We start from the raw sequence: 24,571 nt of genomic DNA, 5'->3' as shown, positions 1-24,571 counted from the left end.
TGGAAGGCGGGACCATGTGGCGTGAGGAGCTGATCCGGCCGCTGCCGGAGCTGTTGAAGGAGCACGCCGAGCTGGCGGCGCAGCGGGTCGCCTACGCCGACTCCTCGCGCAGCGTCACCTACGCCGAGCTGGAGCGTCGCACCCGCGCACTGGGGGCGCATCTCACCCGGACGGGACTGCGCCGCGGGGACCGCATTGCGATCTGTCTCGGCAACTGCGTGGAGATGGTGGAGAGTTGCCTCGCCGTCCTGCGGGCCGGCATGGTCGGCGTCCCGCTCAATCCGCGGTCCTCCGACGCCGAGCTGGCCCACTTCCTCCAGGACAGCGGCGCCGGCTTCGTCATCACCGACGCCGCGCACCTCGCACAACTGCGGCGCCTTGGACAGCCGTACGAAGGCTTGGGCGTCCTGGTCACCGGCACTGGCACCGGTCCGATACCTGACGGGGCCCAGTCGTTCCAGAGCGCGGCCGAGAGCGACGGGTCCGCGGAGATCGACATGCTCGGGCTCGACGATCCGGCCTGGATGCTGTACACCTCCGGCACCACCCACCGGCCCAAAGGAGTGCTGTCCACGCAACGGGCCGCGCTGTGGTCCGTGGCCGCCTGCTACGCCCCGATCTTCGGCCTCTCGCCCGACGACCGCCTGCTCTGGCCGCTTCCGCTGTTCCACAGCTTCAGCCACTCGCTGGCGATCCTTGGCGTGACGGCCGTGGGCGCGAGCGCCCGGATCGCCGGTGAGCTGCTGCCGCCGGGCGGTCTGCGGCAGGAACTGCTCACCGCCTACGAGGGGTTCGGCGGCCCCTTCACCATGCTGGCCGGCGTGCCCGCGACGTATCACCGGCTGGTCGACTCGGCCGGCGAGGCCCCGCGGGCGCTGCGGATGTGCGTCGTGGCCGGTGCACCGAGTGGTCCCGCTCTGCACGCGGCCGTGGAGGACACCCTCGGGGCGCCCCTGCTCGACGCGTACGGCAGCACCGAGACCTGCGGCATGATCGCGGTGAACCGTCCGGAAGGGCCCCGGGTCGACGGTTCCTGCGGGCCTCCCGTGCCGGGCGTCGACGTACGAGTCGTCGACCCGGGCAGCGGCGAGGACGTCCTGGACGGGGCCGAGGGCGAGGTCTGGGTGCGTGGGCCGGGCCTGATGACCGGATACCACGAGCAGCCCGAGGCGACGGCCGCCGCGCTGCGGGACGGCTGGTACCGCACCGGCGATCTCGGCCGCCGTGTCGAGCACGGCCATCTCAGGCTCACCGGCCGGGTCAGCGAGCTGATCATCCGCGGCGGCGAGAACATTCACCCGACGGAGATCGAACAGGTCCTGTCGCAGTGCCCCGGCGTGTCCGACGCCGTGGTCGTAGGTGTGCCGCACGACGTGCTGGGCGAGGTGCCGGTCGGCTTCGTCGTACCGGGTCCGGACGGGATCGACGCGCGGCGGGTGCTCGCCGAGTGCCGGGCCCGACTGGCCGACTACAAGGTGCCGGCCGAGATCCGCGAGATCGCCGCCGTCCCCCGTACCGCGTCCGGCAAGATCGCCCGGCACGAGCTGGTCGTCCCCGCTCCGGCCGCCCCGGTCGCGGTCGAGGCCGGCCTGAGCGAACGGCTGCGCGCGCTCTCGCTCGACGAGCGGGAACGCGCGCTGCGCGAGACGGTCCTCATCGAGACGGCCGAGGTCTGCCGGCGAGCGCCGTGCGATCTGCCTGACGCGGACAGTCCGTTCGCCGATCTCGGCATGACGTCCGTCGGCGCGGTCGAGCTGGTGGACCGGCTCGGTGCCCTGACCCGCCTGAGCCTGCCGACGACGCTGGTCTTCGACCATCCGACACCGGCCGAGGTGGCCCGGTACCTGCGCGCCGCGCTCTTCGAGGCCGAGCCCGTGCGGAACCCGCAGTCGTACGGCGGACAGGACCGCTCCCTTCAGGACGACCCCATCGCGATCGTCGCCATGGGCTGCCGGTATCCCGGTGACGTCAACTCCCCGGAGGATCTGTGGGAGTTGGTGTCGCAGGGCCGGGACGCCATCTCGGAGTTCCCGACCGACCGCGGCTGGGACCTGGACGCCCTGTACGACCCCGATCCCGACCGGATCGGCACGTCGTACACGCGACACGGCGGATTCCTGCACCGGGCCGCGGAGTTCGACGCCGCGCTGTTCGGGATCTCGCCGCGCGAGGCACTCGCGATGGATCCGCAGCAGCGGCTGCTCCTGGAGACGTCCTGGGAGGTGTGGGAGCGGGCCGGGATCGACCCGGCGTCGCTGCGCGAGAGCGACACCGGCGTGTTCGTCGGCGTGATGTACGGCGACTACTCCGCCCGCTTCTCCCGCTACCACGAGTTGGAGGCGCACCTGGGCCTGGGCTCGGCGGGCAGCGTGGCTTCCGGACGGATCTCCTATACGTACGGCCTGCGCGGTCCCGCGATCACGGTCGACACCGCGTGCTCGTCCTCGCTCGTGGCGCTGCACTGGGCCGCGCGGGCGCTGCGCTCGGGCGAGTGCTCGCTGGCGCTGGCCGGCGGGGTCACGGTGATGGCGACGCCCAAACCGTTCCTCGCCTTCAGCCGACAGCGCGGGCTGTCGCCGGACGGGCGCTGCAAGTCGTTCTCGGCGGCGGCCGACGGTACGGCCTGGGGCGAGGGCGTGGGACTCGTCCTGCTGGAGCGGCTGTCCGACGCGCGGCGGGCCGGCCATCCGGTCCTGGCCGTCCTCTGCGGCTCCGCCGTCAACTCCGACGGCGCGTCCAACGGACTCACCGCGCCCCACGGGCCGGCTCAGCAGCAGCTGATCAGGCAGGCGCTGGCGGACGCGGGGCTGCGCGGCGGTGACGTGGACGTGGTGGAGGCCCACGGCACGGGCACCCGGCTGGGCGACCCCATCGAGGCGCAGGCCCTCCTGGCCACGTACGGACAGGGCCGCGAGCAACCGCTCCGGCTCGGGTCGGTCAAGTCCAACCTGGGGCACACACAGGCGGCGGCCGGAGTCGCCGGCGTCATCAAGATGGTGCAGGCCATGCGGCACGGTGAACTGCCCCGGACCCTGTACGCCGACTCGCCCACACCGCACGTCGACTGGTCCTCGGGCCGGGTGGAACTGCTGACCGAGTCCCGGCCCTGGCCGGCCTCGGACCGCCCGCGGCGTGCGGGGATCTCGGCCTTCGGGATCGGCGGGACCAACGCGCATGTGATTCTGCAGGAGGCGCCGGAGGCAGAGGAACCGGAGGCAGAGGCACTGCAGGCAGCGTCAGGGCCGCGGGCCGGGCTTTCGGCGGTCTCCCAGGAGACAGCCACGCCGCCGCCCGTTCCGTGGCTGCTCTCCGCCGCCGATGAAACAGCCCTGCGCGCCCAGGCCCGACGGCTCGCGGCCGAAGCGGCGAACCGGCCGAGCCTGTCGCCCGCCGACATCGCCCACACCCTCGCGGTGTCACGCTCCGCCCTCACCCATCGCGCGCTCGTGCCGGCCGGTGACCGGACCCGGATGCTGGACGCGCTGAACGCGTTCGCGCAGGGTCGGGACGCACCCGGAGTCGTACGAGGACTGACGGACCCGGAGATCCGTACGGCCTTCCTGTTCACCGGGCAAGGTCCCCAGCGCCCTCGGATGGGCGCCGAACTGCGCGCCGCCTTCCCCGTCTTCGCCGCAGCCTTCGACGAGGTGTGCCGGTGCATGGACGACCGTCTCCCACAGCCACTGAGCGAGGTGCTGTCCGCCGAGCCGGGCACACCGGAAGCTGCTCTTGTCGACCGTACGGACTTCACGCAGGCCGCACTCTTCGCCTTCGAGGTTGCGCTGTTCCGGCTGCTGGAGGCCTGGGGCGTTCGAGCCGACCGGCTTGCGGGCCACTCCGTCGGCGAGTTGGCGGCCGCGCATGTCGCCGGTGTACTCGATCTGCTCGACGCGGCAACGCTTGTCGCCGCGCGCGGCCGGCTGATGCAGGCGTTGCCCGACGGGGGCGCGATGGTGGCGCTGGACGCGACCGAGGAGGAAGTACTCCCCGCGCTGGCGGAGTTGGGGGAGCGCGTGGCGATCGCATCCGTCAACGGGCCCCGTTCGGTGGTGATCTCGGGCGCGCAGGACGCCGTGCTCGCGGTCGCGGCCGGCTTCGAGGCACGCGGCCGCAGGGCCGTACGCCTGCGGGTGAGCCACGCCTTCCACTCGCCCCTGGTGGAGCCGATGCTCGACGAATTCCTGGGTGTGGCCCGGGAGTTGACCTTCCGGCCCCCGCGCATCCCGATCGTCTCCACCGTGACGGGCAGACTCGCCGAGCCTGCGGAACTGTGCTCGCCCGAGTACTGGGCGCGGCACGCCCGGCAGCCCGTGCGCTTCGCCGACGCCGTGCGCCGGCTCGCGGACGACGGGGTCTCGGCCTACCTGGAACTCGGCCCCGGGCCCGTACTCACCGCGGCGGCCACCGACTGTCTGACCGACGCGTCCACGAGCGGCGCCGTTCTCGCCGTGGCCACGCGAGGCGGGGCGCACGAACCGGAGACGCTCCTGTCGGCCGTGGCCCGGCTGCATGTGGCCGGGGCCGCTGTCGACTGGACTGCGGTGTACGCGGGTTCCGGCGCGCGGCGCGTGGATCTGCCGACGTACGCCTTCCAGCGGCAGCGGTACTGGCTGGACGCACCGCGCCCGGCGGCGGCCGAAGCGGGGGCGCTGCTGAGCCCGGCCTTCCCGATGCCGGACACCGAACGAACCGTGTTGACCGGGCTGTTGTCCCTGGAGGCCCACCCATGGCTCGCGGACCATGTCGTCGCCGGGAGGGTGATCGTGCCGGCGACGGTGTTCGTGGAGATGGCCGTGCGGGCGGCCGACGAGACGGGCTGCGGAGCGGTCGACGACCTCGTGATGCTGGCGCCGCTCGCTCTGCCCGGTTCCGCGCGGGTGCGCGTGCAGGTCGTGGTGGGTGCGCAGGACGACTCGGGCCGGCGGCCGGTCGACATCTACTCCCGGCCGGAGGACTCGGCCGAGGATTCCGCCGACGCCCCGTGGACCCGGAACGTCTCCGGTCAACTGGGCCGCGAGCGTGCGGCGGAGGGCGAGCCGACTCCGTGGCCGCCCCAAGACGCCGAGGCGGTGGATCTCACCGACGCGTACGCTGCCCTCGCCGATGCCGGGCTCGTGTACGGGCCTGCCTTCCAGGGCGTCGGCGCGGTCTGGCGGCGCGGCGACGATGTCTTCGCGGAGGTCCGGCTGCCCGCGTCACACACCTCGGAAGCGGGCCGCTTCGGAATCCACCCGGCGCTGTTCGACGCCGCGTTGCACGCGCCGCTGCTGGTCGCTCCCGCCGACGCGGGCACGTTGCGGGTGCCGTTCGCGTGGAGCGGAGTGAGCCTGCACGCCTCGGGAGCCACAGAGTTGCGGGTCAGGGTGACGTCGCAGGGCCCGGACACGGTCTCGCTGACCCTGACCGACCCGTCCGGCCGGCTCGTGGCGCGAGTGGACTCCCTGGCCACCAGGGAACTCCCGGCCGACGGGGCCGACCGGGCTGACCGGGCCGACATGACGGACGACATCGTACGAAGGGCTCTCCTGCGCCCTGAATGGGCCACCCTCGAACTCCCCGGCAACGCCGATACGCGCGGCTGGGCGGTGCGCGGACCGGACGAGCTGAACCTCGCCGAGTTCCTGCCCGACGCCGTGCCCCCCGATTTCGTCGCCGTCACGGCCATCGCCGTCGGTGGGTCCGGTTCCGATCCGCTGTCCGCGGTGCACGAGTTGACCGGCAGGGTGCTCAAGGTGCTCCAGGACTGGCAGGACGATCCGGGCGCGGCCGGCTCACGACTGGTCGTGGTGACGCGGGACGCCACCGGGCCGATGCCGGACCTGGCGGGTGCGGCGGTCTGGGGACTGGTGCGTACGGCGCAGTCGGAGCTGCCCGGTCGTGTCGTCCTGGTGGATGTGGACGGACGGCCCGAGTCGCTGCGGATGCTGCGGTCGGCCGTCGCCACCGGTGAGCCGCAACTCCGCGTGCGGGACGGGCAGGTGACGGTTCCACGGCTGGCGGTGGTCGGTGACGGTGACGCCTCAGGCACGGGGTCTGCCTTCGGCGCGGGCGGCACGGTGCTCATCACCGGAGGCACCGGTGCGCTGGGCGCGGAACTGGCACGTCACCTGGTCGCCGAACATGGCGTACGGCATCTGCTGCTGACCGGACGCCGCGGGCCGCAGGCACCCGGAGCCAAGGACCTGCGCGACGACCTGGAGGAGTTGGGGGCGGAGCAGGTCGGCGTCGTCGCCTGTGACGCGGCCGACCGAGCCGCGCTGGCCGAGGTGATCAAGCGCTGCGAGCCGCCGCTGACCGCCGTGGTGCATGCCGCCGGGGTCCTCGAGGACGGCGTGCTGGACTCCCTGACCACCGAGCGGATGGCGGCCGTACTGCGGCCGAAGGCCGACGCGGCCTGGAATCTGCACGAACTGACCCGGGACATGGGTCTTTCGGCGTTCGTCGTGTTCTCGTCCGTCTCCGGTCTGCTGGGCCGGGCGGGCCAGGGCAACTACGCGGCCGCGAACTCCTTCCTCGACGCCCTCGCCCACCGCCGCGCCGCCGAAGGACTGCCGACGCTCTCGCTGGCGTGGGGCCCGTGGGAGCACGCCGGCGGCATGGCGGGGGAGCAGCCCCGACAGCGCCCTCAGCGCCCGGATCCCCGTGACGTGCTCGTGCCGCTGTCAACGCAGCAGGGCCTGGCCCTGTTCGACGCCGCGCTGCGCTCGACGGAGCCCATCCTGGCGCCGATCCTGCTGGACCGGGCGGCGCTGCGGTCCGCTGCGGGGCACCTGCCACCGCCGTTGCGCGGACTCGTCCGTCAGCACCGGCCGAGCGCCGCGGCGTCGGGCTCCGGCCCCGCCGGCTCTCCCGGGCAGATGCTGGAGCCGGGAGCCTGGCGGAAGCGGCTGGCCCGCATATCCCCGGGAGAGCGGGAAGCGGCGCTCGTGGAGCTGCTGCGGGCCGACGTGGCCGCGGTGCTCGGATACGCGAACGCCGACGCGCTACCGGCCGGCAAGAGCCTCGCCGACCTGGGGTTCGACTCCCTCACTGCCGTGCAGATCCGCAACCGGCTGAGCATGGCGCTGGGGCTCCGGCTGTCGGCGGCCGTGGTGTTCGAGCACCGCACGGCCGAGGAGCTGGCACGCCAACTGCTCGGTCTACTGGGCGGCGAACCGGCGGCCGCCGCAACCGCCCCCGAGGCCACGGAGGCGCCCAAGGCCCCTGGGGCTGAGCGGCCCGCCTACACCCTCTCCTCGCTGTTCCGCACGGTCAGCGCCGGCGGACAACCGGTGGCGGCGGTGCACCTGCTCGTCACCGCGTCCTGGGCGCTGCCCACCTTCACGGCCGCCCGAGGCGGCGAGCACGCTCTGCCCCCGATCCGCCGCTCCCACGGCCGCCCCGGGTCCGGAAGGCCGACGGTCGTCTACTTCCCGGCCTACCATCCCTCGCTAGTATCGGGCGGAGGAGACTTCCCTCGCTTCCACCGCGCTTTCCAGGGCGACCTGGACGTCCTGGAGTTCCCGCATCCCGGTATCGGCGCCGGTGCCGCCGTGCCCGAGGACCGCGCCGCGCTGGCGCGTACGCAGGCCGAGAGCGTGCTGCGGCACGTCGGGGACGGACCCTTCGTGGTCGTAGGACGGTCGGCGGGCGGCAACGTGGCGCAACTGGTGGCCCACGAGCTGGAGAACAACGGCCGGGCAGCGACCGGCCTGGTGCTGCTGGACACCTACCACATCACACCGGACAACAGCGGCAAGGACTGGCTGCTGTCCCTGGCCGCCCCGCCGCCGCAGGACACCGCAGAGCCCGTCCCCATCGGGGACGACGACAGCGCCCTGGCCGCGATGGGGGCCTACAACCGGATCTTTCTCGACTGGGATCCTGAGCCGGTCGCCACCCCCACGCTCCTGGTGCGCGCCCTGCGGCCCACGCCCGCCATGGCGGCCTCCGCGGACGCGGACGACTGGCGGACCTCCTGGCCCACGGCGCACGACGTCGTGGAGGTCCCCGGCGACCACCTGACGATGATGCAGGCACACGCGGAGACAACCGTGTCGGCGATTCGCACCTGGATCGACGCACGAACGGCGAAGGGAGACCAGTGAGTTCCGTGAATTCCGTGAGTTCTGAGAGTTCTGCCAAGCCCACGGAGGACTTCGACGTCATCGTGGTCGGCGGCGGTCCGGCCGGGGCCACTGTCTCCGCGGCCGTCGCCCTGCACGGCCATCGTGTCCTCCTCGTCGAGAAGGAGACCTTCCCCCGGTACCAGATCGGCGAGTCCCTGCTCCCGTCCACCGTGCACGGTGTGTGCCGGATCCTCGGCGTCGAGGGCGAGATGGCCGCCGCGGGCTTCAAGCCGAAGCGCGGCGGCACCTTCCGCTGGGGCCGGAACCGCGACCCCTGGCAGTTCTCCTTCGCGCTGTCGCCCCGGCTGGCCGACCCGACCTCGTTCGCCTACCAGGTCGAGCGGTCCCGGTTCGACGCGATCCTCCTCGACAACGCCCGCCGGGTCGGCGTCGACGTCCGGGAGGGTTGTCGCGTGACCGGCGTGCTCGCCGACGGAGGCGAGCAGGGGCGGGTCCGCGGGGTGCGCTGGACCGGCCCCGAGGGCGAGATCCGCGAGGCCGCCGCCCGGTACGTCGTGGACGCCTCCGGCAACGGCAGCAGGATCCACCCGCACGTCGGCGGCAAACGGACCTACTCCGACTTCTTCCGCAACATCGCGGTGTTCGGCTACTTCGCCGGCGGCGCGCGGCTCCCGGCACCGAACGACGGCAACATCTTCTGCGCCGCCTTCGACGAGGGCTGGATCTGGTACATCCCGCTCCGGGACGACCTGACCAGCGTCGGAGCCGTGGTCGCCCGCGAGAACGCCGAGGCGATCCAGCGTGACCCGGCGACCGCCTGGCACCGTCTGATCGACGCCTGCCCGGAGGTACGCGGCTTCCTCGACGGCGTCCCCCAAGCCATCGAGCCGCCTTACGACCAGGTCCGCGTCCGCAAGGACTGGTCGTACTGGAAGTCACGGCTGTGGCGGCCCGGCATGGTGCTCGTCGGAGACGCGGCGTGCTTCGTCGATCCCGTGCTGTCGAGCGGAGTCCATCTCGCGACGTACGGCGGGCTGCTCGCCGCCCGGTCCATCAACGGCTACCTCTCCGCAGCCCTGGACGAGGATCGGCTGTTCGCCGAGTTCGAGGCCCGCTACCGGCACGAGTACGGCCTGTTCCACGACTTCCTGGTCTCCTTCTACGACATGCACCAGGACGAACGGTCGTACTTCTGGAAGGCGCGCAAGGTCACCAACGTCGGCTCGACGGAGATCGAGGCGTTCGTCGAGCTGGTGGGCGGTCTGGCGTCCGGCGACGCGTCGCTCACCGGGGCCGGGCCGGTGGGCGCACGGCTGACGAGCGTCGCCGACGACTTCGAACGGGCCGTGCGCCGCCTCCCCGACGCCGACGACCTGCGCAATCCGCTCTACGAGTCCAACAGCTTCCGACAGGTGTTCCAGGAGGGGACCGCTCTCCAGGAACGCGGGCTGTTCGGCGGGCCGTTGGAGAAGGAGGCGCCGCTGCGGCCCGGCGGTCTGGTGGCGTCGGCGGACGGGCTGGCCTGGGTCGAACCTGAGACGTAGTAGGCGCAGACAGGTCGGTGGCAGCCGGTTCCGCGCGGTACGGCGGAGCTGTTCGCGAGGACGTGTGATCGTGCCCCGATGCCCTCGTGAGTCGTCGTACCACTCGATCGTGGTGCCGATGAGGCTGGCGGTGACGATGCGCTTCAGGTTGCCGGGTGGTGGGCGAAGCGGTGGTTGCGGAGGCCATGTGCGCCACTTCCCGCCACCGCAGGAAGCTCGGCTCCTGTGGCGGCCGACCGGAGCGTTTCGATGCGGTGGATCACCGCGAGCGCCATGCGGTCGAGCGCGGGATCAACCGACCGTATCCAGGCCGGGCTCCTTACCGAGCCCCGCGGGAGCCTTACGGTGCCCTGCGCGGGGGCATGAGACGCGCGCTCTCGTGGCACGCGGTTCCGTATGAACCACAGCGCCCTTCATACGGACCACAGCACCCAGTGCACCGAACCGGTCACGGCCGTCTTCACCTGGAAGGTGCGCCCCGGTAAGGAAGCCGAGTTCGAGCGGTGGACCCATGGCATCACCCGCAGCGCGTCGCGGTTCCCCGGGAACCAGGGGGTGGCCTGGCTTCGCCCCGAGGACGGCCACCGCTTCCACGCGGTGGTGCACTTCGCCGACCCGGAGCGGCTGTCGCAGTGGCTGACGTCCCAGGAGCGGGCGGACTGGCACGCACGGATCGAGGGCATCGCCACCGAGATCAGCAGGGAGCGGCAGTCCACCACCGGGATGGAGACCTGGTTCAGCCTGCCCGGCACGACGGTGCAGTCCCCGCCCCGCTGGAAGATGGTGCTGACCACGTTCCTCGCGGCCTATCCGCTCGTTCTGCTGGTCCAGTGGCTGCTCGTGCCCCACACGACCGGCTGGCCGCTGCCGCTGCGCGCGGTGCTCTTCCCCGCGGTACTGCTGCCCACACTGACCTATGTGCTGATGCCGCGCCTCAGCCGACTGCTGCGACTGTGGCTCTATCCCCCGCCCTCACCGTAGCTCGGTCCGTTCGGTATACGCGGCGTAGCCGAAGATCGATTGTGCGACGGCCCCGCAGCTGAGCGCCTTGATCCGCTCGGCCGACCGGATCTCCGGCGCGGCTGTGGGCAGGTTCGCGGCATGGGGCTGTCACAAACGCGGATGCCGTCCTGTCCTTTCAGCGGCCCCGGAGGCGGCGGCCCGGATCCCGACCGGCGCCCAGTGTCCGCGCTCGCGCTCGTCGTGTTGCTCGTGCGCCGCGGGGGTTCGATGGTCAGGCGCTCTCGGGCCTGACGGCGCCCCGCCGCGGACCGCGTGTGACCTGCCGTGATCTGCCGTGACCCGACCGTTGCGGAACTGGCATACCTAACAGTCGGTAACCCCCTTACGTCACGTTGCTACCGGCCAGTAATATGCGCAGCTCCGACCGCGAGCCATTTTCCCTGCGCCGTCGGGCGCAGGGGCACCCTCAGGCCGCGAGGTCCGCAAGGAGCCACACCCCATGTCGTACGAGCAGTACTTCCCCGATCCGTCGCCGGACCCCGGTCCGCAGTGGCACGAGCATGTGCGGGAGATTCCCACCCCCAACGGCGATCTGAACAGGCTCCGTGCGGCCTACCGCAGGCTGCGCCGGGTGGCCACCCTCACGGCACTCGGCTACTTCACGCTCTTCCTCGTCTTCTCCGCGTACGCGCCCGGACTGATGACCAGCGGCAGCGGCGACGGCGGCCTCACCACCGGACTGACGCTCGGCCTGTGCCAGCTGCCGGTCGTGCTGGTGGCGATCGCCGTGTACGAGCGGATCGCCCGCCGCCGCGTCGACCCGCTCGCGGCGACCATCCGGCAGCACGCCGAAGAGGCAGCCGAGACGCACCGCGCGGCAGAGACGGCCCGGATCGCCCAGGCCGCCCACACGGCCCGACAGGGTTACGCCGGCCGGCCGGGCATGACCGGACGGCAGCGTTCCACCAACCCCGCGGGGGGTGCCTGGTGATGAACGGATTCAGTTCCGACGCCCAGACGATGTCGCTGGTCGCGTTCATCACCGTCACCACCGTCACGCTGCTGCTGTGTGTGATGACCGCACCCGACCATGACGACCTCGGCGAGTTCTACACCGGCTATCGCTCGCTCTCACCCATGCAAAGCGGGCTCGCCGTCTCCGGCGACTACATCTCCGCCGCGACCGTGCTCGGCACCATCGGCGTCGTCTCGCTCGTCGGATACGACGGCGTGGTGCTCGCCCTGAGCACTGTGCTCTCGCTAGTTCTGATGATGTTCCTCCTGGCCGAACCGCTGCGCAACGCCGGCCGGTTCACCATGGGCGACGTCCTCGCCCGCCGTACGTCCGATCCCGCGGTCCGCATCACCGCCTGCGTGGTCACCCTTACCGCGCTGTTGCCGCTGGTGATCTTCCAGCTCTCGGGCGCGGGCGATCTGCTGGCCGTCGTTCTCGGCTTCGACTCGGACGGCTTCAAGACCGGCTTCATCGTGTGCCTCGGCGGCCTGATGATCGTGTACGCCGCGATCGGCGGAATGAAGGGCACCGCCTTCATCCAGATCGTCAAGACCGTCGTCCTTCTGGCCGCGTCCGTCACCATCTGCCTGCTCATCCTGGACCGCTACGACTTCGACCTGTCGGCGCTCCTGGACGCGGCCAAGGAGGGGAGCGGCGCGGGCGACGCCTACCTCTCCTCCGGGCTGCAGTTCGGCGGCGACGGACTGGACATGATCAGCGCGGAGCTGACCATCGTGCTCGGGGCGGCGGTCCTGCCCCACATCACGATGCGCATGTTCGGCTCCCGCAGCGCGTCCGGGGTGCGGCGCTCGATGTCCTGGGCGGTCTCCACCGTCGTCGTCATGTGCCTGCTGATCTCGGTGATCGGCTTCGGCGCGGCGGCGCTCGTCGGCCACACCGAGCTTGTCGCGGCGGACCCGCAGGGAGAGACGGCGTTCTTGATGGTCAGTCAGGCCGTCATGGGCCCTGATCCGTCCGTGGGTGAGACCCTCCTGTTCACCCTGGTGACCACGGCGATCTTCCTCACCCTGCTCGCCTCGGTCGCCGGGATCACCCTCGCCTGTGCCAACACCCTGGCGCACGACCTGATCGCCCAGGGCCTGCGCAGGACCACCCTGCCGGACTCCACGGAGATGACCATCGCACGGGCCGCCGCACTCGGCGTCGGCCTCACCGCGATCGTCGTCGCCGTCTACGTCCGGGACTTCAACGGCCAGCTGATGGTCACCCTCTCCTTCTGCGTCGGCGCGTCCGCCGTGGGTCCGGCGCTCGTCTACAGCCTCTTCTGGCGGCGCTACACCCGTACGGGCCTGCTGAGCACGCTCATCGCGGGCACCGTGAGCGTGCTCGTCCTGATGACCGGCACCACTTTGGTCTCCGGCTCACCGCAGTCGGTCTTCCCGGACAGCGACTTCGCCTGGTTCCCGTTCACCACGACCGGCCTCGTGTCGGTCCCGGTGGGCTTCCTCGCGGGCTGGCTGGGCACGATCCTGTCCCAGCAGGACGCCTCGGCGCAGCTGCGCCGCTACGAGGCGGTGGAGCCGACGATCCTGGCCGGGGCTCCGGCGCCCGACGGGCACTGACGGAGGCCTGCCCCGCACCGCCCGGGCCGGAGTCGGGGCGCCGGTCGGCGCCCCGACCTGCTTGCGTCCTCAGCGAGGCCTGGGGCACCGCGTGCTGGAGCCAGGGCTACATTGCCGGCCAGGACACCGCTGCCGCGGTCGCCACGGACGGCTGCTCCACCCCGGCATATCACCTCGTTTGGAGAGCTTCCGCAACCGCGGAAGGAGAGAGGGCATGGGCCCCGCGCGAGCGGCGGGGCCCACCTGGTCAGCACGTCGAAATGGTCTGGGTGAGGCGGCCGAGCCGCCACGGGAGGAGGTTGTAGTCGCCGCCCGTGTTGGGGTTCATGCCTTGGTAGAGGTACTGGAGCCGGCAGGAGGGGATGGTGAGTGTCTGGTCGTAGCCGGCCCGGATCATCTCGCCGTGGCTGATGTCCCTGGTCCAGGACCCGGAGGGGAAGGTGACGTTGTTGGCCCGTGCGAACGGGTTGCTCTCGGACGCGGCCAGGGGCGTCCAGGAGCCGGCGAGGCTGCCTGAGGTCCAGGAGCGGAAGTAGCGCCGGCCGTCCGAACCGATGGCCTCGACGAGGAGCAGATACTGGTTGCTGCCCTGCACCTTGTACACGTTGCTCGCCTCGAACAGGGCGTACTTGGAGTCCTGGGCCGCGAAGACCGTGTTGGTGAAGCCGTTCGGGAACTGGCCGACGGTCGTCTGCGAGCGGTACAGGTGCCCGTTGTCGTCCGACGAGAACAGGTAGCAATTGGCGCTGTCGCAGATCACCCACATGTCGACCCAGTAGCCGTTGCCGATGTTCTGCTTGATGATGTCGGGCATCGACGAGTAGAAGTTGCGCGGCGCGCTCCACCCGTTCGGGTTGCTGATGTCGGGGTTGGTGGAGTACGAGGCGTTGCCGGTCTGGTACACGAGGTACCACAAGCGCTGGGGCGCGTAGTAGAAGACCTGCGGCGCGGCCCGGTACCCGGGCCCGATGGCGCTGCGGTCCAGGTAGTGGTGCGTGGCCGAGCCGGCCTGGGACCAGTCACTGAAGTTCAGGTACACCAGGTTGTATCCGGAGGAGCTGGCGACGCTCGCGAACACGTGGTACTTGCCGTTGTAGTGGACGACGGTCGGGTCCTTGATCCCGGCGATGTTGTGGGTGGCGTCCGACTTCGGTGAGATCAGCGTCCCGCTGGAGCTCCACGAGAAGCGTGAGGGCAGAGCGGCGGCGGACCGCTCCGAACGGACGTCAGCCCGCTGTGCCGCGACCGAGCCGCCCAGCGCGTTGAGCACCGCCTGGTAGGCCGGCTTCTTGTTGCCACCGCGGTCGAACAGCAGCGGGTTCTCCGAGGCCCGCCAGGAGTCGCTGTCCCGGATGCCCCAGACGGTGATGCCGGTGCAGCGCGCCACGTTCATGCAGGCCCGCACCGTGTTGGCGTACGCCGTCGGCGCCGCCTGCGCGATGTCCAGCTCGGTGATCTGGACGTCCACGCCGAGGGCGGCGAAGTTCGACAGCGTCGTCTGGAAGCCGGCCGGCGGGCCGCCGGTGCCGAAGTGGGCCTGGAGGCCGACGCAATCGATGGGCACACCGCGCGCCTTGAAGTCGCGGACCATGCGGTAGACGCCCTGGGTCTTGGCGTCGCTCCAGTTCTCGATGTTGTAGTCGTTGTAGCAGAGCTTGGCCGCCGGGTCGGCCGACCGCGCGGTGCGGAACGCCTGCTCGATGAAGCCGTCGCCCAGCAGGTTCTGGAAGACCGAGGGACGGTGCTGGCCGCTGCCGCCGTCGGCGAAGGCCTCGTTGACGACGTCCCAGGAGTAGATCCGGCCCTTGTAGCGGTTCATCACGGTGGTGATGTGGTTGTTCATCACGCCGCGCAGGGTGTTCGCGTCCCTGATGGAGCTGACCCAGCCGGGCAGTTGGGAGTGCCAGACCAGGGTGTGGCCGCGTACGCGCTGACCGCGTGCCGTCGCGCGGTTGACGATCTGGTCCGCGGGGCCGAAGTTGAACGAGCCGCGGGACGGCTCGGTCGTGTCCCACTTCATCTCGTTCTCGGGTGTGACCGAGTTGAACTCCCGGTCCAGGATCCCGGTGTACGTGCCGTCGCCGAGCCGTCCGGCGGCCACGGCGGTTCCGAAGTACCGGCCGGACTGGGCCGCTTGGGCGCCCAGTGTGGAGGCTTTGACGTCGTCGGGTGCGCCGGTCGCGGACGCGGGCGTCACCAGGGCGACCGAGGCCAGGAGGGCTAATACCGAGGCTCGGCGACGGCCGAGTCGTTGCAGCGGGTTCATGGTTCTCCTCGTACGGTCGGGTGGGGGGTTGGGTGTGCGATCCTCCGATCGTTCAGGGCGTGGACAGCTCGAACCGCGTGACGCGGACCGCGCCGCCGAGTGACTGCGAGGCGTGGTTGAAGAGGGGGCCAGAGCCTGGCGACGCGCGATGCGTTGATTAGGGCATGACATATCCATGGATGGCGCTCTCCCTGTGTGGCCCCGGCCTGCCGTTGCGGCTGCTCTGCGTTCGCCATGTCGAACACGCATCGGCTGATCGAGCATCCTGGATGATAGGAGGCCGACGGACCCCGTCAAGGCCTCTCGCATTATTCGCATTGTGTGTCGAAACATTCGAGGCAGGTTGAACGTTCGGCTGTTGCGGGTCGGATGTCCTGATGTTGCAGGTGAACGCCGCTGATTTCCGTCGCTGCGGGCCATGTGAAGGGGCGAGAGGCCGCGTGGTGTTGACAGAATCGGATGCCTCTCTATTATCCGTGAGGCCCTGACTTTCCGAATCAGATTCGAAATTGCGAACCCTAGAATCTCCCCTGGATGTCATGAGCGCGACATGCCGGGAGACGCCCACGACCGCCCATCTCGCCCTTCCGGAAAAGGAGCTCCCGGGTGCCCAGACGATCACCCAGACGACTGCTACGCTTCCTCGCGGCCGCCGCGCTGACGGTCACCGCGTCCGTGACGGCCTCCTCGCACTCCACGGCCACGGCCGCGCCGGGCAGCCCGGCGCTCACCCCACCGCTCGGGTGGAACAGCTGGAACAGCTTCGGGTGCGGAATCACCGAGGCCCAGGTGCGCCAGGCCGCAGACGCGATGGTCTCCTCGGGCATGCGGGACGCCGGCTACCGGTACGTCGTGGTCGACGACTGCTGGTTCGACCCGCAGCGCGACGCGGCAGGCAACCTGCGGGCCAATCCGGACAAGTTCCCGAGCGGGATGAAGGCCCTCGGCGACTACATCCACAGCAAGGGCCTGAAGTTCGGCATCTACCAGGTGCCGGGCGAACGCACCTGTGCGCAGACCGTGGGCACCTATCCGGGCTCCACGGGCAGCAGGGGGCACGAGGCCCAGGACGCCGCCACGTTCGCCTCGTGGGGCGTCGACTACCTCAAGTACGACTGGTGCTCCTCGAGCGGCACCCTTGGCGAGCAGGTCGCGCGGTTCACCCTCATGCGCGACGCCCTGCGTGCCACGGGGCGGCCGATCGTCTACAGCATCAACCCCAACAGCTTTCACGCCCCCACCGGCGCCACGTACAACTGGGGAGAGGTCGCCGACCTGTGGCGGACCACCGAAGACCTGCTCGACATCTGGCAGAACGGCAACACCAACAGCTATCCGATGGGCGTCGGCAACGTCCTGGACGTCACCGCGCCACTGGCGGCGCAGTCGGGCCCGGGGCACTGGAACGACCCCGACATGCTGGTCGTCGGCCGCCCCGGCCTGTCACTGACCGAGTCCCGCTCCCACTTCGCCCTCTGGGCGCTGCTGGGTGCCCCGCTCATGGCCGGCAACGACATCCGCACCATGTCCGCCGACGTGAGCGCGATCCTGCGCAACCCACGCCTGCTGGCGGTGAACCAGGATCCGCTGGGGGTGGGCGGGCGCAGGGTGCGCGACGACGGCAGCACCGAGGTGTTCGCCAAGCCTCTGTCCGACGGCTCGGTCGCGGTGGGCCTGTTCAACCGCGGAGAGGGCACCGCGACGGTCACCACCACGGCCGCGCAAGTCGGTCTGTCCGGCGGGCAGTTCACGCTCACGGACTTGTGGACCGGCGGCACGTCCAGCACATCCGGGCAGATCTCGGCGAGCGTTCCCGCGCACGGCGTGGCCGTGTTCCGGGTGACCGGTGGCAGCCCGCTGGCGGCCACCACCTCGCGTCTGCGCGACACCGGCTCCGGCCGCTGCCTGGACGTGGACAACGCCTCCACCGCGTCCGGGGCCACGGTCCTGATCTGGGACTGCCACACGGCCGCCAACCAGCTGTGGACCACCTGGGCCGGCGGCGAGATCCGTGTCTTCGGCGACAAGTGCCTGGACGCCTACAACCAGGGCACCACCAACGGCACCCGGGTCATCACCTGGCCCTGCAACGGCCAGAACAACCAGAAATGGACCGTCGGCTCCGACGGGTCGATCCGCAACGTCCATGCCGGGCTGTGTCTCGATGTCAGCGGGGCCGGCACCGCGGGCGGGACCCCGCTGGTGCTGTGGACCTGCAACGGCCAGGCCAACCAGAAGTGGACCCGCGTGTGAGGGCAGACCCCTGCCTGCGGTTCACCGGAACGGAAGGGAAGTTGCATGACGGCAAGGACAAGATCCCTCTTATGGCCCGCCGTGGTCGCGGTGCTGCTCGTCCTGAGCATGGGAAGCACGGCACTGGGCCACGGCCAGGGCGAGAACACCGCGCTGATGGCGTCCGGCACGGCTGCCGCACCCGTCAGCACTGCTGCCGCGACCCCCGGATGCGGCAAGGCCCCCACCTTGACGAGCGGTACGCACACGATCCAGAGCAGCGGCAAGACCCGGAGCTTCATCCTGCGGATCCCGGACGGCTACGACCGCAACCGCGCCCACCGGCTGGTCTTCGGGTTCCACTGGCTGGGCGGCACCTCCACTGACGTCGCCACGGGCCGCACCGTGGAAACTGGCACCTGGGCCTACTACGGGCTCCAGCGACTGGCGAACAACAGCGCCATCTTCGTCGCACCCCAAGGCCTCAACAACGGCTGGGCCAACGCCGGCGGGGAGGATGTCACCTTCGTCGACGACATGATCAGGCGGATCGAGGCGGACCTGTGCGTCGCCACCACACAGCGCTTCGCCACGGGCTTCAGCTACGGCGGCGCCATGTCGTACGCCCTCGCGTGTTCCCGCGCGACGGTCTTCCGCGCGGTCGCGGTCCTGGGCGGCGGACAGCTCAGCGGATGCAGCGGAGGCACCCAGCCGATCGCCTACCTCGGAGTGCACGGCCTCAGGGACAGCGTGCTCGGCATCTCCGGCGGCCGGGCGATGCGGGACCGGTTCGTCCGGAACAACGGCTGCACCCCGCAAAACCCGCCCGAGCCGGCGCAGGGCAGCCTGACGCACCGGGTCACCACCTACCCGGGATGCTCGGCCGGACATCCGGTCGCCTGGGCCGCGTTCGACGAAGGGCACATCCCCGCTCCGCAGGACGGGGCCCCCGGTGACAGCGGCTCCAGGACCTGGGTGCCGCAAGAGGTCTGGAAGTTCTTCAGCCAGTTCCAGACCTCCAACCCGCCGCCAGGGACTGCGACCTGCCGGGTCACCGGCACCGTCAGCGCCTGGAACACCGGCCTGACGTCGAGCATCACTATCACCAACACCGGCACCACCGCGATCGACGGCTGGTCCCTCGTCTTCACCCTGCCCGACGGCCAGACCATCGCCTCCGGCTGGAACGCGGACTACTCGCCCGCCTCCGGCCGGGTGACGGCCCAGAACGCGTCCCACAACGCCACCATCGCTCCCGGCGCTTCGGTCGACATCGGCTTCCAGGCAGCCCACACCGGCAACACCGCCCCGCCCAACTCCTACACGCTGAACGGCACTGCCTGTGCTGCCCCAGGGAGTTGAGCAGACGGTCTGTCTTCTTTGGTGCCATACGCGGCGAGAGCCGTCGCCGCGTATGGCTGTCATGGCGCCGCACGGCACGCAGGCGTCCGGCGCCGGTCACGTCACGTCCTGGTGCAGGCGGTCCCGTTCAGGCTGAACCCGCCCGGCGCGGCGAAGGCGCCGCTGTAGGTGCCCTGGAACCCGAACGTCTGGCTGCCACCGGGGGCGATGCTCGCGTTGTGCGCCAGGCCGCCCGCCGTGACCGAATCCGAGGCCGGGGAGACGGTGGCGTTCCAGGCGCCCGTGATGCGCTGGCCGGAGGGCAGGGTGAAGGCGAGACGCCATCCGTCGACGGGTGCCGAACCGGTGTTGGCGACCGTGACGTCCGCGGTGAAGCCCCCCTGCCACACATTCGTGGTGTACGACACGTCGCAGGTCGTGGCGCCGCCCGGGCCGCCCGGCCCACCACCCGTGTTGACGGTCGACGAGAACGAGTGCACAGTCAGCCCCGTGCCGTTCTGCCAGGGTTCGAAGCCGGCCTGAACACTCGTCAGGTACCAGCTGCTCTGCGCCAGCCCACGAGCCACGGCCTGCCGCACGAAGTCCATCACGTCGAAGCTCCAGCTGCCGATCGCCGACGGGGCGACGAAGGACAGCACGTCGTTGGAGCCGTTGCTGCCCGACCACACCTGCCAGGTGCGTCCACCGACGGTGGCCGTGCCGACCTGGGAGCCGATGGGCTGGATCGGGCCCACCTTGTTGAACCAGATCATGATCTCGGTCCGGTTCACGCCGTCGGTGCGGGGCGTCGGGTCGAGCCAGATGTCGTACGAGGCGTTGTACACGGCGTCGCCGACGTAGCCGTACGAGATGCTGCTCGGCGCGCTGGAGATGCGGGTGAGCTGCGCGGGGAGGTTGGTCCCCGGCGAGCAGTTGGTGTAGTGGCAGCCGTTGAAGAGGGACGGATACGACTTCGGTGCGCCGTTCGTGGGCACGGAACCGTCGGCCCGGGTGAGCCGGAAACCGGTGTCGGTGGCGGTGACGCACTGGGGCTCGTTGATGCCCCAGCGGTTGTTCTGGACGACGTATCGCCCCTGGACGACAGTCCAGCCGAACTGTTCGCAGACCGTGGTGTCGGCCTGGGCCGGAGGTGTGGCGGCGATGAGCGCCGCGACGGTGGCGAGCGCGGTGACGAGCGCGCCCAACGCGCGGCGCACCGTGCGGGGGAGGTGCGGTAACGGTCGCATGCGGGGCCTCTTTCGGAGGTACGGCCGGAGTTGGGGAGGTGGGGCACTCCCGCGCCCCAATACATGGGAGCGCTCCCATGTCTGTTTCTGACGGACTGTAGGGCGCTTTCATGTCCCTGACAATCCTGCGTGCGGCGCGGCGCGGAGGCTGCGAGTACACGCGTGCCCTGGCTGCCAGGGAGGGGGCATCCAGGGCGAGGGACCGGCCGGTCGGTCAGGAGGCTGTGTCGGTGACCGAGCTGCCGGACTTCGTGACGTGCAGCCCAGCTGGAACCTGGGCAACACCCTGGACGCCATCTGGCATCGTCGCGACGGCGTCCATGGCGGACGCCGGGACCCTGACCGTCGACGGGGACGCTTCTCTCGCACCATCGGGCGCGGCCAGCGCGGTGCCGCCGGACAGCCCCAGGATGAACAGCAGCGTCAGCAGCAGGGAGCCCAGGCGCCCGGGGCCGCGTCTGCGGTGGCGCGCGGGATGCCGTACGTCCTTCATATGTCGTCCCTTTCGAATCGGTCGTGCCTTTCGGGTGGTGGTACGAGGACCCCCTGCCTCGTCAGGAAGGGACCGGTTCAGCGGTCAGGAGGAGTCGGGTTCAGTCATCAAGGGGCTCGTAGTCGAACCAGTCGAAGTGGACGGTGCCTGCCGCGGCGTACATGCCGATGACCCGGCCGGTGAAGCCGCCGGCGACCTCGGTCGACAGATAGCGGCCGTCGAGGGTGGCGAGTTCGGTGAACGTGCCGTCGGGCTGCTCGATGCCGAGAGAGACGACGTCGGGTCCGGTGCACGGCCCGTGCGGTGGCGGCGGGTCGCTGATCGTGACGTCGAGGACCAGAGGTCCGGCGGGCACGGAGCGTTCGGCCACGACCGTGCGCAGGGAGCCGACGCGCGCGATCACCCGCACCTGGGTGGCGGACGCCTCGATCGCGTATTGGTGTCGCTCGTCCAGCCGGATGGCGAGCCCGCCGCGCCCCTCCTTGGGATCGACCAGGGTCCGCGCCCGGCACGACAGATGCTGCTGTCGCCGGCCGGTGAACACGGCGTCGGGCTCGTCCAGGGAGGCTCCCCGCGCGCGGAGCGTCAGCCACCCGGGGCGCTCCTTGGTGGTGCAGTGCTCGGCGAGCCGGCCCCGCAGGGAGATCCAGGACGGCCGCAGTTCGCTGAGCTCGAAGTCGTCCCGATGCTCCTCGACGGGGCCGGGGGAGAGCGACCAGGGGAGTGCGGACAGGTCCAGGGTCACGTCGCCGACGACCGGCCAGCCGTCCACCCAGGTCACGGGCGCCAGGAAGGTCTCCCGGCCGAGCACGTGCCAGCCGGGGGTGCCGCCCTGCGGCCGTACGCCGAGGAAGACCATGCACCAGGACCCGTCGGGGGCCTGGACGAGGTCCGCGTGCCCGGTGTTCTGCACGGGGTGGTCCGTGCCGCGGTGGGTGAGGATCGGGTTGGCCGGGCACGGTTCGAACGGGCCGCCCGGCGTACGGCCGCGGGCGATCGCCACGCCATGGCCGCGCTCGGTGCCGCCCTCGGCGATGAGCAGGTACCAGTGGTCGCCGATCCGGTACAGGTGCGGCGCCTCCGGGGCCTTGGCGCCGGGCCCGCCCGACCAGAGTTTGTGCGGTGTCCCGTAGGTCTCCCCGGTGGCCGGGTCGAGACGGACCTGCGACACCCCGGCGACCGTGCACCAGCAGGTGCCGTCCTCGTCCCAGGCCAGGTCGGGATCGATGCCGGGCACGCCCGGCGCCCAGATGGGATCCGACCACGGTCCGGCGGGGTCGTTGGCGGTGACGATCAGGTTGCCGGCGCCCTCGGCGACATTGGTGACGATCAGCCAGAAGCGTCCGTCGTGGTGGCGCAGGGTGGGGGCGTAGATGCCGGCGGAGGACGGCATGTCGGCCGGCAGACGCAGTTGTTCCGGCCGGTCCAGGGCGTTGCCGATCTGCCGCCAGTGGACCAGGTCGCGGCTGTGGAAGAGGGGTACGCCGGGGAAGTACTCGAAGCTGGAGCAGGCGAGGTAGTAGTCGTCGCCGACCCGGCAGACGCTGGGGTCGGGGTGGAAGCCGGGGAGCACAGGGTTGACGGCGTCGGTGACGCGTTCGTCCGGCTGGTGCAGAGGGGGCACCGATAGGTCCTCTCGTCGAGTAGTGGTGCAGGCGTGGGCGGTTCAGGGAGCGCCGGGGCCCGTGGAGGTGATGCGGAGCAGGACGGCGGACGGCGCGGTGGGCAAGGTCAGGCTCAGTTCGGCCGTGTCGGGCGTCCAGGCGGGAACCGCCCGGCTGGACGAGGGATAGAGCAGATCGACACGGGCGGCGGTGCCTCGCAGGTGGGGCAGGTGAAGTGTCGCCGTGGCGTCGGCTCCAGGGCGGCGCCAGGCGGTGAGGTAGGTGGTGGCCGGAGTGTGCAGGGCCAGGGCGGTCCAGGGGGCGTTCCAGGTGGGCAGGCCGAGCGGCCACGACGGCACGGCCTGCGGCAGGTCGGCGCGGATGGCCTTGTACGCGGCCACCGCCTCGTGGACCAAGGCGCGGGCCTCAGGCTCGAGTTCGGGAATGCGGCCGGAGAGGTGGATCCGGCCGAGGAGTGCGTTGGCCATGGTGAAGGCCACCTCGTCGAGGGAGTCCTCCGGCTGGGGGTACGCCCAGACGGCACCCTGTTCGGGGGTGGCGGCGGTCGGCGCGGAGGCCGCGATGGGCGCGTAGAGCTGGAGGTTCTGCTGATCGCTCGTGGACTGCAGCTGCATCCGGGACAGCAGTGCGTGGTCCCAGCGCATGCCGCCCGAGGAGCAGTTCTCCACCACCAGGTGCGGGTAGCGGTCCAGGATGCCGTCGAGCCAGTCGAGGTGCGCCCGGTTGTGGCCGAGCAGGCCGGCGCCCGGGGTCTCGCCGGGGTGGGCGCTGGTGCCGGAGCCGGGGTCGATGTTGTGGTCGAGCTTGAGGTAGCCGACGCCCCACTCGCCGACCAGGCGGTCCACGACCTGGTCCAGGTGGGCGCGGGCGGCCGGGTGGCGCAGATCCAGGTGGTGCCGGCCGGCCTCCGTGACGCGGACGCCGTCGCGACGGAAGAACGCCTCGTCGGGCAGGGACTTGGCCATGGGGCTGCGTACGCCGATCACCTCCGGCTCCAGCCACAGGCCCGGAACCATGCCGCGCTCCCGTATGCGGTCCAGCACCTCGTGGATCCCGCGCGCCCCGGGGAACCGGGAGGCGGCAGGCTCCCAGGCGCCGACGGTGTCCCACCAGCCGCCGTCGTCGCCGTCGTACCAGCCGGCGTCGATCACGAAGTACTCGGCGCCCGTGTCGGCCGCGGCGTCGATGAACGGCAGCAGCTTCTCGGTCGTGGGGTCGCCCATCAGGCAGTTCATGTAGTCGTTGAAGATGACGGGCAGGCGCTGGTGGTCGGTGTGCGGGCGGCGCTGGATACGGCGGTAGCGGGTCAGCGCGGCGAACGCGGCGTCGGGGCCGCCGTCGGCGCTGAAGGACAGGGCGGCGGGCACGGTGCGGAAGACGGCGCCGGGTTCAAGGGAGTGCCGCCAGCCGTGGTGGGTGTCGGTGGGCCCGAACAGCGCCGCATAGGCCGCCTTGTCGCGCTCGCCGCACTCCCAGCGCCAGCCCCCGCCGTTGTGCTCGATCTGCCACACCCAGCTGCGGCCGGAGCGGCGGTCCGTCAAGCCGCCCATGGGCAGGTGTCCGCAACTGGACCAGGTGCCCTGTCCGTTGAGGGCGCAGCCGCCTTTGCCGTTGACGTCGCTCACGCGTCCGCTGTGGGCCGGTGAGGTCAGGCGCATCGGCTGTCGCTGCCAGCGGCATTCGGAGAGCCAGTCGTTGTCCGCCCACAGCAGGTCCGCGGCGTCGACGGCTGCAGGCCCCTTGGTGGTGAGGCAGCCCACCACGAGCGAGCTGACCGACTCCAGGTGCAGCGTGGCCGGCCCTTCGTTGCGCAGAGTCACCTCGCTGCGGAGCACGGGCACGCCGTCCGGCGACCGGTAAGCCACCTCCGCGACCAGTCCGGTTTCCGGGTCGTGGAGTTGAACGGTCAGCGTGTGCCATTCGCCGTCGCGGGTCGCGCGGTGGGCCCGGTGCCGCAGACGCCCGCCGAGACCGGTGTCGACGAGGCGGCTGCCCGACCAGCCACGGCCCTGACCCGTGGCGGTCACCTCCACCAGGGGCAGGGACGCGGGGGTTGTCTCAGCCCCGCCGGGCAGTCCGAGGTGCGTCAGCCGCGGGCTGCCGTGGTCATCGAGGACGATCTCGAGCTGGAGGGCCTCGTGCCCCCAGCGGAAGGTCTCCTGTTTCAAGGTCCCCTGTTTCTCGGTCATAGTG

General features: G+C 71.0%; 12 protein-coding genes. 7 read left to right on the top strand and 5 right to left on the bottom strand.

Features of this window, described 5'->3' with window-relative positions:
• The first annotated feature begins 14 nt into the window (after positions 1-14).
• The 5 genes from ACQEV2_RS03685 (at position 15) to ACQEV2_RS03665 (ending at position 13,174) form a co-directional block, all read left to right on the top strand.
• Positions 15-8,087 (top strand): type I polyketide synthase, encoded by an 8,073-nt coding sequence (locus tag ACQEV2_RS03685; protein WP_433036470.1) that lies wholly within the window; start codon positions 15-17, stop codon positions 8,085-8,087.
• A gap of 14 nt (positions 8,088-8,101) precedes the next feature.
• A complete protein-coding gene (locus tag ACQEV2_RS03680; protein WP_433036468.1) occupies positions 8,102-9,613 on the top strand; it encodes a tryptophan 7-halogenase in 1,512 nt (503 codons plus the stop codon).
• 396 nt (positions 9,614-10,009) lie between these two features.
• A complete protein-coding gene (locus tag ACQEV2_RS03675) occupies positions 10,010-10,594 on the top strand; it encodes an antibiotic biosynthesis monooxygenase (RefSeq protein WP_433036466.1) in 585 nt (194 codons plus the stop codon).
• A 481-nt stretch (positions 10,595-11,075) separates the two neighbouring features.
• Entirely contained in the window at positions 11,076-11,567 is a 492-nt protein-coding gene (locus ACQEV2_RS03670) for a DUF485 domain-containing protein (protein WP_433036463.1), read from the top strand.
• Positions 11,567-13,174, top strand: coding sequence for a cation acetate symporter (locus ACQEV2_RS03665; protein WP_433036461.1), 1,608 nt, complete (start codon positions 11,567-11,569; stop codon positions 13,172-13,174). The genes ACQEV2_RS03670 and ACQEV2_RS03665 overlap by 1 nt, the downstream gene beginning before the upstream one ends.
• Before the next feature lie 247 nt (positions 13,175-13,421).
• Here the strand turns inward: ACQEV2_RS03665 and ACQEV2_RS03660 are convergent, their stop codons facing one another.
• Complete coding sequence (locus ACQEV2_RS03660) at positions 13,422-15,440, bottom strand: non-reducing end alpha-L-arabinofuranosidase family hydrolase (RefSeq protein WP_433036459.1); 2,019 nt, start codon at positions 15,438-15,440, stop codon at positions 13,422-13,424.
• Positions 15,441-16,046: 606 nt separating this feature from the next.
• Between ACQEV2_RS03660 and ACQEV2_RS03655 the strand changes: the two genes are divergently transcribed.
• Entirely contained in the window at positions 16,047-17,693 is a 1,647-nt protein-coding gene (locus tag ACQEV2_RS03655; protein WP_433036457.1) for a glycoside hydrolase family 27 protein, read from the top strand.
• Between the two features lie 108 nt (positions 17,694-17,801).
• Positions 17,802-19,034: a cellulose binding domain-containing protein gene (locus ACQEV2_RS03650; protein ID WP_433036455.1), complete on the top strand. Its 1,233-nt coding sequence runs from the start codon at positions 17,802-17,804 to the stop codon at positions 19,032-19,034.
• A gap of 101 nt (positions 19,035-19,135) precedes the next feature.
• Here the strand turns inward: ACQEV2_RS03650 and ACQEV2_RS03645 are convergent, their stop codons facing one another.
• The 4 genes from ACQEV2_RS03645 to ACQEV2_RS03630 form a co-directional block, all read right to left on the bottom strand.
• The gene (locus ACQEV2_RS03645) at positions 19,136-20,260 is read right to left on the bottom strand and encodes a GH12 family glycosyl hydrolase domain-containing protein (protein WP_433036453.1); all 1,125 of its coding nucleotides are present in this window, start codon (positions 20,258-20,260) and stop codon (positions 19,136-19,138) included.
• Between the two features lie 214 nt (positions 20,261-20,474).
• Positions 20,475-20,753: a hypothetical protein gene (locus tag ACQEV2_RS03640; protein ID WP_433036451.1), complete on the bottom strand. Its 279-nt coding sequence runs from the start codon at positions 20,751-20,753 to the stop codon at positions 20,475-20,477.
• 100 nt (positions 20,754-20,853) lie between these two features.
• Complete coding sequence (locus tag ACQEV2_RS03635; protein WP_433036449.1) at positions 20,854-22,377, bottom strand: glycoside hydrolase family 43 protein; 1,524 nt, start codon at positions 22,375-22,377, stop codon at positions 20,854-20,856.
• Between the two features lie 42 nt (positions 22,378-22,419).
• Positions 22,420-24,567 carry an alpha-galactosidase gene (locus ACQEV2_RS03630; protein ID WP_433036447.1) on the bottom strand — a complete coding sequence of 716 codons (2,148 nt, stop codon included), beginning with the start codon at positions 24,565-24,567 and terminating at the stop codon, positions 22,420-22,422.
• Between the last annotated feature and the right edge of the window lie 4 nt (positions 24,568-24,571).

This window comes from Streptomyces sp. CA-251387, from assembly GCF_050936625.1.
Classification (GTDB): domain Bacteria; phylum Actinomycetota; class Actinomycetes; order Streptomycetales; family Streptomycetaceae; genus Streptomyces.
This window is presented reverse-complemented; position numbering and strand designations above follow the sequence as displayed.